The 12,126-nt window shown below is 63.6% G+C and carries 15 protein-coding genes; 6 read left to right on the top strand and 9 right to left on the bottom strand.

What is annotated here, in order from left to right; translation table 11 throughout:
* Both NKH60_RS20770 and NKH60_RS20775 read right to left on the bottom strand, forming a co-directional pair.
* On the bottom strand, window positions 1-487 hold a 487-nt coding region (locus tag NKH60_RS20770; RefSeq protein WP_352873155.1), incomplete at its 3' end, for an ISAs1 family transposase.
* A gap of 234 nt (window positions 488-721) precedes the next feature.
* Window positions 722-2,005 (bottom strand): MFS transporter, encoded by a 1,284-nt coding sequence (locus NKH60_RS20775; protein ID WP_352817462.1) that lies wholly within the window; start codon window positions 2,003-2,005, stop codon window positions 722-724.
* An 82-nt stretch (window positions 2,006-2,087) separates the two neighbouring features.
* Here NKH60_RS20775 and NKH60_RS20780 point away from each other — a divergent pair, with 82 nt between their 5' ends.
* Window positions 2,088-2,693: a TetR/AcrR family transcriptional regulator gene (locus NKH60_RS20780; protein ID WP_352540898.1), complete on the top strand. Its 606-nt coding sequence runs from the start codon at window positions 2,088-2,090 to the stop codon at window positions 2,691-2,693.
* Window positions 2,694-2,791: 98 nt separating this feature from the next.
* On the top strand, window positions 2,792-3,382 hold the full coding sequence (locus NKH60_RS20785; RefSeq protein WP_352767490.1) for a hypothetical protein: 591 nt from the start codon (window positions 2,792-2,794) through the stop codon (window positions 3,380-3,382).
* 17 nt (window positions 3,383-3,399) lie between these two features.
* Here NKH60_RS20785 and ppa read toward each other — a convergent pair whose 3' ends face one another.
* The 6 genes from ppa to NKH60_RS20815 form a co-directional block, all read right to left on the bottom strand.
* The gene (gene ppa / locus NKH60_RS20790) at window positions 3,400-3,930 is read right to left on the bottom strand and encodes an inorganic diphosphatase (protein ID WP_352451245.1); all 531 of its coding nucleotides are present in this window, start codon (window positions 3,928-3,930) and stop codon (window positions 3,400-3,402) included.
* A gap of 116 nt (window positions 3,931-4,046) precedes the next feature.
* Window positions 4,047-4,553 (bottom strand): GNAT family N-acetyltransferase, encoded by a 507-nt coding sequence (locus NKH60_RS20795; RefSeq protein ID WP_023678138.1) that lies wholly within the window; start codon window positions 4,551-4,553, stop codon window positions 4,047-4,049.
* A 117-nt stretch (window positions 4,554-4,670) separates the two neighbouring features.
* Complete coding sequence (locus NKH60_RS20800; RefSeq protein ID WP_352540896.1) at window positions 4,671-5,309, bottom strand: TPM domain-containing protein; 639 nt, start codon at window positions 5,307-5,309, stop codon at window positions 4,671-4,673.
* A gap of 10 nt (window positions 5,310-5,319) precedes the next feature.
* Window positions 5,320-6,162: a TPM domain-containing protein gene (locus NKH60_RS20805; RefSeq protein ID WP_352834701.1), complete on the bottom strand. Its 843-nt coding sequence runs from the start codon at window positions 6,160-6,162 to the stop codon at window positions 5,320-5,322.
* A 52-nt stretch (window positions 6,163-6,214) separates the two neighbouring features.
* A complete protein-coding gene (locus NKH60_RS20810; protein WP_352852001.1) occupies window positions 6,215-7,009 on the bottom strand; it encodes a TPM domain-containing protein in 795 nt (264 codons plus the stop codon).
* A 227-nt stretch (window positions 7,010-7,236) separates the two neighbouring features.
* Window positions 7,237-7,875, bottom strand: a complete 639-nt coding sequence (locus tag NKH60_RS20815; RefSeq protein ID WP_352834637.1) for a LemA family protein — start codon at window positions 7,873-7,875, stop codon at window positions 7,237-7,239.
* A gap of 162 nt (window positions 7,876-8,037) precedes the next feature.
* On the opposite strand from NKH60_RS20815, the gene NKH60_RS20820 reads away from it, so the two are divergent.
* From NKH60_RS20820 to NKH60_RS20830, 3 genes are all read left to right on the top strand, one after another.
* Window positions 8,038-8,289, top strand: coding sequence for a hypothetical protein (locus tag NKH60_RS20820; RefSeq protein ID WP_023678142.1), 252 nt, complete (start codon window positions 8,038-8,040; stop codon window positions 8,287-8,289).
* Between the two features lie 9 nt (window positions 8,290-8,298).
* Window positions 8,299-9,183, top strand: a complete 885-nt coding sequence (gene pdxY, locus NKH60_RS20825; protein ID WP_352873158.1) for a pyridoxal kinase PdxY — start codon at window positions 8,299-8,301, stop codon at window positions 9,181-9,183.
* A gap of 77 nt (window positions 9,184-9,260) precedes the next feature.
* The gene (locus NKH60_RS20830) at window positions 9,261-10,028 is read left to right on the top strand and encodes a DUF429 domain-containing protein (RefSeq protein ID WP_352683763.1); all 768 of its coding nucleotides are present in this window, start codon (window positions 9,261-9,263) and stop codon (window positions 10,026-10,028) included.
* Window positions 10,029-10,039: 11 nt separating this feature from the next.
* On the opposite strand, the gene NKH60_RS20835 is transcribed toward NKH60_RS20830, so the two are convergent.
* Entirely contained in the window at window positions 10,040-11,242 is a 1,203-nt protein-coding gene (locus NKH60_RS20835) for an aromatic ring-hydroxylating oxygenase subunit alpha (protein WP_352852000.1), read from the bottom strand.
* Window positions 11,243-11,660: 418 nt separating this feature from the next.
* Between NKH60_RS20835 and NKH60_RS20840 the strand changes: the two genes are divergently transcribed.
* The gene (locus NKH60_RS20840; RefSeq protein ID WP_023678146.1) at window positions 11,661-12,065 is read left to right on the top strand and encodes a hypothetical protein; all 405 of its coding nucleotides are present in this window, start codon (window positions 11,661-11,663) and stop codon (window positions 12,063-12,065) included.
* Window positions 12,066-12,126: the final 61 nt, after the last annotated feature.

Below are 12,126 nucleotides of genomic sequence, written 5' to 3' on the forward strand. Positions count from 1 at the left end.
CTTTGAGCGCGGCCTCGACTTCGTTCTCACCATCGCTCGGCGAGACTGCCGCCAGGCACAGCCGGGTCTCGGCGGCGAAGGCCGACACCGTCAACGGCGGACTGGCTGCCAAGCCCTTCTCGTAGGCTCGCCGCAAAGCCTTGCCGTCAAGCGACACCACCTCGGGCGTCTCTCGGCTGGCTCGGGCGAAAGCTGCGGCAAAGGCAGCAAAGGCGCGACCAAAGGCCTCCGGGTCGAGCAGACGCAGCAGCCGCGAGAAGGTGTCGTGGCTGGGAGCTGCGTCATAGTCGATCAGCCGCGACAGCGCCTGCTTGCGCTCCTGCGCGAACAGGGCAAATTCCGTCGCATTGCTGGCGCCGCACAGGCTTGCTGCGATCATCATCACGATCAGGTCGCCAAGCCGGTGCGTGGCGTTGGGCGCGCGTGGATCAGGCACCGCGCCAAAGTAGCTCTCAAGGCAGGAAATGGCAGTCGCTCCTTCGCTCAACTGCCTCTCCAAAGAATCCTTTCTCAGCCTAAACTCAACCCCAAAATCGCCATATGCGATTCCCCTGCCCTCGAGGGGGAGATGTCGCCGAAGGCGACAGAGGGGGTCGTCTCGGATGGAGCACCGACCTCTTGCGCCTGCGATAAGGGGCCGAGCCCGGTTGGACCGACCCCCTCTGGCCGCTTCGCGGCCATCTCCCCCTCAAGGGGGGAGATTAGCACGGCCGATTGCGCCCTACGCCGCCTGCGGTTCCGGATCAAAGGCCGGGCGGGTGGTGTTGATCAGCAGCGAGATGCAGGCAGCGGCTATTGCCGTCATGCCGGCAATCAGAAAGGCAAGCTCGTAATTGCCTTGCAGCTCGCGCATGGTGCCGCCGAAAAAGGCCGCCGTTGCCGCACCCACCTGATGGCCGGCGACGATCCAGCCGAAGACGATCGGCCCGCTGCGGTCGCCGAACGCCTCGTTGGAAAGCCTGAGCGTCGGCGGCACGGTGGCGATCCAGTCCAGTCCGTAAAGCACCGCGAAGATGATCAGGCTGGTCGCCGAGAAGCCGGAATAGGGCAGATAGATCAGCGACAGGCCGCGAATGCCATAATAGACGCCGAGCAGCTTGCGCGGGTCGAAACGGTCGGTGAGCCAGCCCGACAGCGTCGTGCCGATAAGGTCGAAGATGCCCATCATCGAGAGCAGGCCTGCGGCCTGCACTTCGCCGATGCCCATATCGCCGCAAAAGGCGATCAGATGCGTGCCGACCAACCCGTTGGTGGTGAAGCCGCAAACGAAGAAGGTGGCGAACAGATACCAGAAGACGCGCGTGCCGGCGGCGCGGCGCAGCGTGCTCAATGTATGCGAAAGGAAATTGCCTTGCGAGGCTGGCGGCACCGGCGGCACGTCGTCGGCATCGGCGCCATAGCGGACCATGCCGATCGACGCCGGGCGCTCCGGCACCAGCATATAGACCAGCGGCACCAGGCAGGCGGTGGCCACGGCAATGGCGATGGCGACCGGCTTCCAGCCGCCCGACTGGGCGAGCGAGGCGAGCAGCGGCAGGAAGACCAGCAGCCCGGTGGCACTGGACGCCGACATCAGTCCCATCACCAAGCCGCGATTGGTCTTGAACCAGCGGTTGACGATGGTCGCGCCGAGCACGGTGGCGACGGCGCCCGAGCTGACGCCGGAAAACACGCCCCAGGTGAGGAGCAGATGCCACGGTTTGGTCATCAACAGGCTGAGCGCGGTCGATCCCGACATCAACAGCAGCGCGGCAAGCAAGGTGCGGCGCAGCCCGATCCGCTCCATCAGCGCCGCGGCAAACGGCCCGGTCAGGCCATAGAGGAAGATGCCGGTGGCCGCCGCCAGCGACACCACGTCGCGCCGCCAGCCGAAACTGTTCTCCAGCGGCAGCATCATGACTGCCGGCGCCGAACGCAGGCCCGCTGCGATCAGCAGGCAAAGGAAGATGACGGCGACCACGACGAAAGCGTAGCGCTGGCCAAACGGGCGGGATTGAGCTATCATGTTACTGACCGGTACGTTGCAGGAGCGCGAAACATACGTACCGACCTGTAACATTGTCAACCAGCTAATCGGCAGACCAGGCATGAAAAGCATTGAACCAACGATCAAGGCGAATGACGCACCGCCGCCTCGCGCCGCCGAACGGATTCTCCAGGTGGCGCGCGATCTGTTCTACCGGCAAGGCATCAGGGCGATCGGCGTCGACGAGATCGTGCGGCGTGCCGGCGTCACCAAGCCCAGCCTCTACCGCAGCTTTCCGTCCAAGGACGAGCTGGCCGCATCCTACCTCCGGCACTATGACCTCGAATTCTGGGAGCGTTTCGACGAGGCGGTGGATGCCCATCCCGGCGATCCGCGCGCGCAGATCGTCGCCTTCCTGACGCGTGTCGGCAAGCGTACGCAAAGGCCCGACTATCGCGGCTGCGGCATGACCAATGCCGCGGTCGAATATCCCGAACATGGCCATCCGGCCCGCGTCGTGAGTGAGGCCAATAAGCAGGAACTGCGCCGCCGCCTGCGCGCCATGGCGGCGGCGATGGGCGCCGGCGACGCCGAGACGCTGGGCGACGGGCTGCTGCTGCTGATCGAGGGCGCCTATATTAGCGGCCAGCTGTTCGGTGCCGGCGGACCGGCGCAGTCGGTGGCCCGCAACGCCGATCTTCTGATAGAGGCAAGTTTGAAGAAATAGTGTTCCGTTTTGCCAGACCACTGTGCGCAGCCTGACTTCCTCTAGGCTGCTGCTAAATTTGACGGTACGCTGCGCCCCCTGAACTGAGTTGTTCCGCCATGCGCGCTCTCTTGATCCCGCTTGCCCTCGCCGGTTTCTGCCAGGCGGCCCGGGCCGGCGACATATCCAGCGTCTATACCGATCTCGATTGGGAGAAGGACTGCGTCACCTATGCCCAAGCGGAAGAAGGCAACGGCGACTGGGCCGATCTCGCCTGTTCGGGCTACCGCGGCTACCCGGTGCTGGTTTCCTACGACGATGCGCGGGAATCGCTGTTCTACGGCTTTCCACCTGGCGATATGACCACGGTCTGGGAAAGCTTTTCCGGCCTCAATTCGGCTGGACCCAAGGTCGAGTGGCGGATCGAAACCAACGGCAAAACTGCCATTCCGTTCGCCGTCATTCATCGTCGCTCGATCAGCGATACCGAGGGCGAGAACAAGTCGACGGAAGTGCTGATTGTGGCCAAGGTTGCCCAGCCTGACGCCCACGAAGGCTGCACGATCGGCCTTGTGCTCGCCACCGGCAATCCCGCCGCCAACGATCAGGCGCGCAAGCTTGCCGACGAGAAGGCACGCACCTTCGCCTGCGGCAAGGACAAGCGTGAGGTGCTGGGCGACGCGCCCGCTTTCGGCCGCGTCGACAACTGATTATTTGCGCCCGATAATTACTTGCGCCTGGCCCGCTCGATTGCCTCGACGATCATCTTCTTGGCATAGGCCGCATCGTACCAGCCTTCGATCTTGACCCATTTGCCGGGTTCGAGATCCTTGTAGTGCTCGAAAAAGTGCTGCACTTGCTGGCGGGTGATGTCGGGCAATTGCGTGTATTCGTGGACGTCCTCGTAGCGCAAGGTCAGCTTGGGCGAAGGCACAGCGATGACCTTCTCGTCCTGGCCCGCATTGTCCTCCATCACCAGCACGCCGATCGGCCGCACATTGATGACGCAGCCTGGCACCAGCGCGCGCGTGTTGCAGACCAATACGTCGATCGGGTCACCGTCGCCCGACAGCGTGTGTGGTACGAAACCGTAATTGCCGGGATAGCGCATCGAAGTGTGCAGGAAGCGGTCGACGAACAGCGTGCCGGCCTCCTTGTCCATCTCGTACTTGATCGGCTCGCCGCCGATCGGCACCTCGATTATGACGTTGACGTCCTCGGGCGGGTTCTTTCCGCTGGCAATCGCTTCGATACGCATCGCTTTATCCCTCTCTCGATTGCAGATCGATAGCGGGCGACGGCGAATGGTGCAATGCGGCGAATGGTACGGGGAGACCGTCCTAACCGAAAACCGGCCGGATCATGCGCTGGCCGTCATTCCCAGACGAAAGCGACCTTCTTCAGCGCCTTCTGCTCGAAGATCTCGACGCCTTCGGCAACATCGCGGCCACCGGCGCCGGCATAGAAGGCAAGTGCGTTCTGATTGTCTTCCAGCGCCCAGACCACCATGCCTTTCAGGCCATGGTCGGCCAGCCGTGCCCGCGCGGCCGAGAACAGCCGGCTGCCGAGCCCGATGCCTTGATATTCCGGCCGCAGGTAAAGTTCGTAGATCTCGCCCTGCTGCCTGAGTTCGCGGGCGCGGTTCTTGCCGATCGTCGCATAGCCGGCAATTTTGCCGCCGATTTCGACGACCAGGACGGTGGCAGCGCGGCGAATGGCATTCGCCCACCAGTCGGCGCCGCGGCGGTTGATCATCGATGTCAGCGTGCGGTGCGGGATGATGCCTGAATAGGCGCCGCGCCAGGCCTCGAGATGCACGTCGGCGATGGCGGCTGCATCGCGCGGTTCGGCTTTCCTGATGTCGATGCTCAGCGTATTCATGATTGGTTAACCATAAACCCGCCGCGCCCGATTGCAAGAGTCCGGTCAACCGCCGCGATGCTTTCACACAGCCGGACGGTGCGTCCTTGAGACGCTGCGAAACCGCTTTTGGCGAGATCAAATCTCGACCAGATGGTCGTCCAGTTCGTTGCTGTCGCCGGTCGAGACCGGAAAATGCTCGGCCAGTACCCCACCGACTGCTTGGATCGCCTTGACGAACCCCTCGGCAAGCCGATCGTCGCCGGCATGCGCCGTAAGGTCGCGGACGACACCGTCCCAGACATGCTGGCCGACACGAGAATCGATGCCGCTGTCGGCGACCACCTCGGCGTAGCGCTCGGCAATCGAGACGAACACCAGCACGCCAGTGCGCGCCGTGGTGCGGTGGACGTTGCGGGCGAGGAACTGCTTCATCGCATTGGCGTGGGCGGCCTGGTAGCGCAGCCGCCTCGGCACCAAATGGATGCGCAGTGCCGGCAATGCCCACAACAGGATGAGCACACTGGCAAGCGCCAGAAGCTCGGCGATGACGAAATGCGGCAAGCGGATCGACAGCCACCAGGCTTCCAGCCCGTAACCGACGGCGAGGCTGACGACGAGCATGCTGAGCATCGCCATGAAAGCGGCCGGGAAGAAATAGCTGTCGCTGGCATGCGCCACGACGCAGTAGATCTCGCCGTCGGTCTTTGATTCGGCAGCGCGGATCGCATCGGCGATGCGCTCATGATCCTCGGGGCTGATCGGTCGTGTTGCCATGATTGATGTCTCACCAGCTTCCTGAAGAACCGCCGCCGCCGGACGAGCCGCCGCCGCCTGAAAACCCGCCGCCCGAACTTCCGGACGACCAACCGCTGCCGGAACTTCCAGACGACCAGCCACTGCCTGACGAGGTCCCGGATGTCCAGCTACCGCCGCCGGAAGATGACGAAGCTGGCCCACGGCCGTAGCGGAACGTCATGCCCAGCCACTTGTACACGCCCGGCGACAGCTTCGTGCCGAAGATCGGCGGCAGGAACGCCATTGCCAAGCCGCCGAAGAACATCGTCGCCCACAGGACGATGAACAGCATGAAGATGGGATCGACAGGATTGTCATTCGCCGGATTGCGCTTGCCGCGCGCCTCCAGTTCTTCGGGATTGCCTTCCAGCACCATGATCATGTCGTCGACGGCCTTGCTGATGCCGCCTGAGAAATCGCCGGCACGGAAGGCCGGCACCATGTCGTTTTCGATGATCAGCTTGGTGTGCAGGTCGGTCAGCGTGCCTTCCAGCCCATAGCCGACTTCGATGCGCATCTTGCGGTCGTTCGGCGCCACCAGAAGCAGGACGCCGTTGTTCTCCTTCGCCTGGCCCAGTTTCCAGGCGCGGAACAGCCGGTTGGCGTAAGGCTCGATCTCCTCGCCGTCGAGGCTGGGAATGGTCGCGACGACGATCTGGTCGGACCCTTTGGTCTCGAACTCGGCAAGCTTCTGCGTCAGCGCCGCCTCGGTCGCGGCATCGATGATGCCGGCATTGTCGACGACCCGTCCGGTCAGCGCCGGCAGTGCGGCGGCGAAGGCCGCGAAGCCGACCAGCAGCACCGCCATGGCCAACAGCGCGGTGCCGATCATTTTGGTGAAACGGCCGGATTCCACCGGGCTGATGGCGTGTCTTGTCATCTCGTCACCAACTTCCCGAGGAGCCGCCGCCGCCGGACGAACCGCCGCCGCCGGAAAACCCGCCACCGCTTGAACCCGACGACCATCCCCCGCCGGAACCTCCCGACCAGCCGCCGGAGGACCGCCGGTTTGGCTCGAAGGTCATGCCCAGCCAGCGATAGCGGCCGGGACCGATCTTCTGGCCGAAGATCGGCGGCAGGATGGAGGCTGCGAGGCCGCCGAAAAAGATGATTGCCCAGATGGCTATGAAGATCGTGAAGAACAGATCGTCGCTGTTGAACGGCGGCTGCTGGTTGCGTTCGCCGCGCGCCTCCAGCTCTTCGGGATTGCCTTCCAGCACCATGATCATGTCGTCGACGGCCTTGCTGATGCCGCCTGAGAAATCGCCGGCACGGAAGGCCGGCACCATGTCGTTTTCGATGATCAGCTTGGTGTGCAGGTCGGTCAGCGTGCCTTCAAGCCCATAGCCGACCTCGATGCGCATCTTGCGGTCGTTCGGCGCCACCAGCAAAAGCACGCCGTTGTTCTCCTTCGCCTGGCCCAGTTTCCAGGCGCGGAACAGCCGGTTGGCGTAAGGCTCGATCTCCTCGCCGTCGAGGCTGGGGATGGTCGCGACGACGATCTGGTCGGACCCTTTGGTCTCGAACTCGGCAAGCTTCTGCGTCAGCGCCGCCTCGGTCGCGGCGTCGATGATGCCGGCGTTGTCGACGACCCGTCCGGTCAGCGCCGGCAGTGCGGCGGCAAGGGCGGTGAGCGGGAGGAACAGACCAAGGCAAAGAAGAAGCAAAGTGACGCTCAGAAGCGTGTGGTTTGCACTTCGTCGCGCCCCCCTCTGTCCTGCCGGACATCTCCCCCACTTGGGGGAAGATCGACTATCGCGACCGCTTTCGCCAATCTCCAACGTTGCAGGATGGGCGGTGAGGCCAAAGCTGCCAATCTCCCCCCTTGAGGGGGAGATGCCCGGTAGGGCAGAGGGGGGCGCTACGGAGTGCAAGGCCAATAGGGACCACGCTCACCGGCTGTTCTTCACCCGCCCTGCTGCGTGCCGAAATCGACCTTCGGCGGCTGCATCTTATCCTCCTCGATGGTGAAATTCGCAAACGGCTGGTTGCCGCGGAACCACAAGGTCGCCCAGATCACCGACGGGAAGGTCCTCAGCGTCAGATTGTACTCTCTCACTGCCTGGATATAGTCGCGGCGGGCGACCGTGATCCGGTTCTCGGTGCCTTCGAGTTGTGCTTGCAGCGCCAGAAAGTTCTGGTTGGCCTTGAGATCGGGATAGTTCTCCACCACCGCCAGCAGGCGCGACAGCGCGCTGGTCAGGCCGGCCTGGCTGTCCTGGAATTTCTTGAAGGCTTCCGGATTGTTCAGCGTTTCCGGCGTCACGGTCACCTGCGTCGCCTTGGCGCGCGCTTCGACCACGGCATCGAGCGTGTCCTTCTCGTGCGCGGCGTAGCCCTTGACCGTGTTGACCAGATTGGGGATGAGATCGGCGCGGCGCTGGTATTGATTCAACACCTCGCTCCATGCGGCCTTGGCGTTTTCCTCAGCCGTCGGAATGGTGTTGTAGCCGCAGCCGGCAAGCAGCGGCAGCATGACGGCCATAACCAGGAACGCAGCTAAATTACGGAAGGTTGGCGGCGAAGAAAGGCGCTGGGCAAGCATGATAAGTCCCCTCAATAGCATTGGCAGGCGAAGCATTAGCACAATCCTTGCGTAAGAAAATGACTTCGGCCGAGAAGTGTTACTGGTTTCTGCCATTCGCCGTCGGGCCCTGTGACAGACGAGGCGAACGGGTTAAGCTCTGGCATAGAACGGGACATCACCATGGCGAAACGCCACGACAGCGACGCGGAATCGCGCCGCATCATCGAACGGGTGGCGCGCGAGACCGACCCGGGGGGCACCTCGTTCCTTGCACGAACCACCAAAGGCGCGCGCGACCACGTCACCGCGGCCGATGCCGACCGGTCGGACCCGATCGAATATTGGGGCACCCGCATCGGTCGGGCAGCGGGCTTGCTTATTGCCATCGGCCTGTTGATCTGGCTCGTGCTTTTCGTCACCAGGGGCAGTTAGGAAAAATCAATGAGTGCCGAAAAAACCGACGCGCCCCGCGCGGTCATCGTCGTCTCCAGTCATGTCGCCCGTGGCTCAGTCGGCAACCGTGCCGCTGTCTTTGCGCTGGAGACGCTCGGCTTTCCGGTTTGGGCGGTACCGACCGTCATCCTGCCCTGGCATCCGGGCCATGGCCGGGCCACCCGCATTGTGCCGCCGCTGGACCAGTTCAAGGCGCTGATGGCCGACCTCGAGGGCGCGCCGTGGCTGGGCGAGGTCGGCGCCGTGCTGTCCGGCTATCTCGGCGAGGCTGGCCAGGCCGAAGCCGTCGCTTCGCTGGTCGGCGCGGTCAAGGCGAAGACGCCGGACGCCCTCTATATCTGCGATCCGGTGATGGGCGATTCGGGCGGGCTCTACGTACCTGAGCCGACCGCAATCGCCATGCGCGACCGGCTGATGCCGATCGCCGATATCGCCACGCCCAACCGCTACGAGCTGGAATGGATGGCCGGAGCGCCGCTGCCAGACCTTAAATCGGCAATGGCTGCAGCCCTGCAGGCCGGCCCACCGGCCATGCTGGTCACATCGGCGCCGGCGATGATGGCCGGCGGCACCGGCAATTTACTGCTCGCCGGCAGAGAGGCACTGCTTGCCGAACACCGGCTCATCGACAAGCCGCCGAATGGGCTCGGCGACCTGACGGCTGCCGTCTACCTGGCGCGGATCCTGTCCGGCCAGCCGGCCGCCAAGGCGCTGCAATCGACCACGGCGGCGGTCTACGAGATCCTGGCGCGGACCGCCAAGCGCGGCGGCGACGAGTTGCAGCTCGAGACCGATGCCCAGAGCCTGTCGCACCCGATGGCGATGGTGCAACTTCGCCATCTCCTGCATCCGGAACGGGACCGCCGGGCGTGACGCAGGCCGAAGACGCCGTGCCCCAGGATGATGCGCCCGAGGATGTTGCGCCCGACGACGTTGCGCCCGACGATGTTATGCCCTGGGGTGTTGTGCTTGTCGGCGTCGACGGTTGCAAGGCCGGCTGGATAGCCGTCCGCCGCGATCCCGGTGCGGCACCGTCGACAGCCGTTTTCCCGAGCTTCGCGGCGTTGCTCGACCGACTGCCCGCCGACTCGTTGGTAGCGGTCGATATGCCAATCGGCCTGCCCGATTTCTCGCAAAGAGGCGGTCGCGGCCCGGAGGCGCTGGTGCGGCCGCTGCTCGGGGCCCGGCAGTCCAGTGTCTTTGCCATCCCCTCCCGCGCCGCGCTTTACGCCGAGGTCGAAGCCTTCACCACGGTCGATGCCTGGTACGCCGCACATCGCAAGGCAAGCGAGGTGGCCAGGACGACATCAGATCCGCCGCGCGGTGTCTCGATCCAGGCCTTCGGTATCTTCGCCAAGATCCGCGAGATCGATTCGCTGCTGATCGCGCGGCCCGAACTGCGCAGCCGCGTCTTCGAATCGCATCCGGAAGTTGCCTTCTGCAAACTAAACGGCGACCGCGCTATGCGCTTGCCGAAGAAGATCAGGGGCAACATCAATCCGGCCGGCATGGCCGAACGCAAGGCGCTGCTTGCCCAGCATGGTTATAGCCAGGATTTTCTCGACCAGACGCCGCCGCGCGGCGCGGCCGCCGACGATTTCCTCGACGCCGCGGCGATGATGGTGGTTGCCGGACGCATCGTCAGAGGCGAGGCAATGCCGTTTCCGGATCCGCCGCTCGCCGATCGTTTCGGCATTCCGGTCGCCATTTGGGCCTGAGGACCGGGGCGTCAGGAGCGTGATCTGAGCGCCTCGTTGAGTGCCCACATATCCTTCTCCTCGGGCGCGGTCTCCAATCCGAGCACGGGAACTTGCTTACGCAAATGGTCGTGGTGGGTGCGCACGCCATATTCGAGATCGGAGAGGTAAAAACCTCCGAAGGCTTCGGACAGCATGGATTCGTTGGACCATATCGAAAGCTGTACATCCTCGGCCAGCGTGTCGCGGTCGATGCGGTAGGATAGGTAGCGGGCTGCCGCCTGTTCCCTGGTCTCGTCGCGATAGCGGTAGATGGCGCCGCGCAGCAGCGTCTCACCCGTCGACAGCGGAAATTCCTGATAGAACTGCACCGATTCCGGCATGAGCGACAGCACGTTGTTCGGGAAGATGCCGTAGTAGATCCAGGCCTTGCGCAGGTGTTCCGGCAGGTGCTTCGCCTCGGGTGCGAGCTTGATGTACTGCGCGACGCTCCAGCGCCGTCCGGCATGCGGATTGTAGGTGGCGAACGAGCGCGACACGCCGTTGACGAACGGCTCGTCGAAATAGGTCGCACCGTAAAGGTCCTGCAGCGCCGGATGCGCCATGGCGACGTGGTAGCCTTCATTGTCGACATCGCGCACCGACTTCCAGTTGACCGGCGTCCTTTGGGTCCAGATGCCCCAGGACGGCACCATCTCGGCGACGCCGTAATGGGCAATCTCGGCTTCGATCGGCTTCAACAGCTCGGCCACCGATGGCTGCGGCCCACCCTTGCGGAAACGGATGAAGATGAAGCCCATCCAGATTTCGAGCTCGAGCGGCATCAGGCCGAAATCGGTCTTGTCGAGGTCGGGGAATGAACGGGGGCGGGCAGCACCGCGCAGCGTGCCGTCGAGATTGTAGACCCAGCCATGAAAGGGGCAGACCAGCGCATTCTTGCAAGTGCCCTGGCTGTCGGCAACGACGCGACTGCCGCGGTGGCGGCACATATTGTTGAAGGCGCGCACAACGCCATCCTTGCCGCGCACGATCAGCGCCCGCTCGCCGACCACATCCATCGTCAGATAGTCGCCGGCGTTCGGCACGTCGCAGACATGGCCGGCGATCTGCCAATGGTTGCGGAAGACGTGCTCTTTCTCGAGTTCGAGCAAGGCGTCGGAATGATAGCTCCAGCCCGGCAGCCCCCGCCGATCCCAATCGTTGGGGATTGCCACGTCACGCAGATGCGGGTTCATAAAGGCTCTTTATTTATTGAATGGTCGTTCAATAAAAGCATATTTTCCATTGAAATGCAATGGCTTGGAAAAATGGGGCTAAGTCTTGACGGGAAATCGAACGGGATTCGAGAGCCCAGTCCGAACGATCGAAGCCGGGAAAATCCCGGGAATTCCAGACGTTAATCCCCTTACACTTGTTGAGCGCCCGACGCTCCGTGGGCCTGGAAAGGCGACGCGGATCTGGTGCCGTGGGTAGCGCAAAACGAGCAGAGAATGCCACCGGTGCTGCCAGCTACGCCGGATCGGTTTGCCCAGGAATGGCCGCGGGCTTGGTTTCATGCCGGTTACACAACGTTAATTCATCATCGTTGGCCGGTTACAAGGTGCGATTAGGTTCGTTTCAACAGAGAAAAGAAGAAGACCGAAGGAAACGACGATGCGTACGAAAATCCAGATCACCGATACCGACCTTCGCCAGCAGGGTCCCCAGCGTAACGACCGGCGCCCGAAGCTGGCGCTGCGCCAGCGCGCCAGTGATCATCCGATGGCGATGTTCATGCTGCTGGCGGCTGCCGCATTTGCCGGCATGGCGTTGACGCCTACCGTCGGTCCGGCCTTCGCCTCACTGAACCCGCCGGCCAACCTCATCGACGGCGCGACAACCACCACCAAGACGGCGCGCCTGCCGATGCCGGAGATCGATTTTGCCTGCAAGGGGCAGGCCTGGGGCGCCGAGAGCCTGGATTGCCTGCGCGTCATCGCTGCCCAGTCGGGCAAGGCACGACCGGTCCGCATGATCGCCAATGCCGCCCCGCTGGCTGATACGCCGAACGTTTTTTGATTTTTTTGCGAGCGCCCTCCAGCACTCCAGTCAGGCTCCCGCCGCAATGTCGGCCGGGAGC

Origin of the sequence: Mesorhizobium sp. M1006, from assembly GCF_040318825.1 — a bacterium.
GTDB lineage: Bacteria > Pseudomonadota > Alphaproteobacteria > Rhizobiales > Rhizobiaceae > Mesorhizobium.